A 390-nucleotide genomic window follows, 5' to 3' on the forward strand; every position below is an offset into this window, starting at 1 on the left:
ATTATCCAAGCTCCATACACTCTAATCCACGACCAAACAGCTCAAAATTCTGATATTTCTGCATTTGGCAACGAGGATCAAACCGCAAAACCGCAAGAAACAAAACCTCCACCCGACACCAAACCTCAAACCTCCAAACAACCATTACCCGACACCAAACTCCAAACCTCTAAACAACCTCTACCCGACACCAAAAATCACCAAAACCTCATCTTACCGTGAAGAACAAGAAATCGACATATCAAGAAAAACGCTATCTTCCGCAACTATCGATAAGTTCTTTTAAAATTATCCGTGTCATTATTGATTTATTTAAACTGTTATAAATCAACTGTACCAAACTTCCAATACACCCGAATTGAACCGTGACAACGAAAACATATGTGGACT

1 protein-coding gene is annotated in these 390 nt (G+C 39.2%); it reads left to right on the forward strand.

The window, feature by feature from the left end; all coding sequences use genetic code 11:
* Nucleotides 1–222: hypothetical protein (locus HX793_RS31120; protein WP_218646223.1), on the forward strand; the 222-nt coding region annotated here is incomplete at its 5' end.
* Between the last annotated feature and the right edge of the window lie 168 nt (nt 223–390).

Source organism: Pseudomonas reactans (assembly GCF_013387025.1).
In the GTDB taxonomy this organism is placed as follows: domain Bacteria; phylum Pseudomonadota; class Gammaproteobacteria; order Pseudomonadales; family Pseudomonadaceae; genus Aquipseudomonas; species Aquipseudomonas reactans.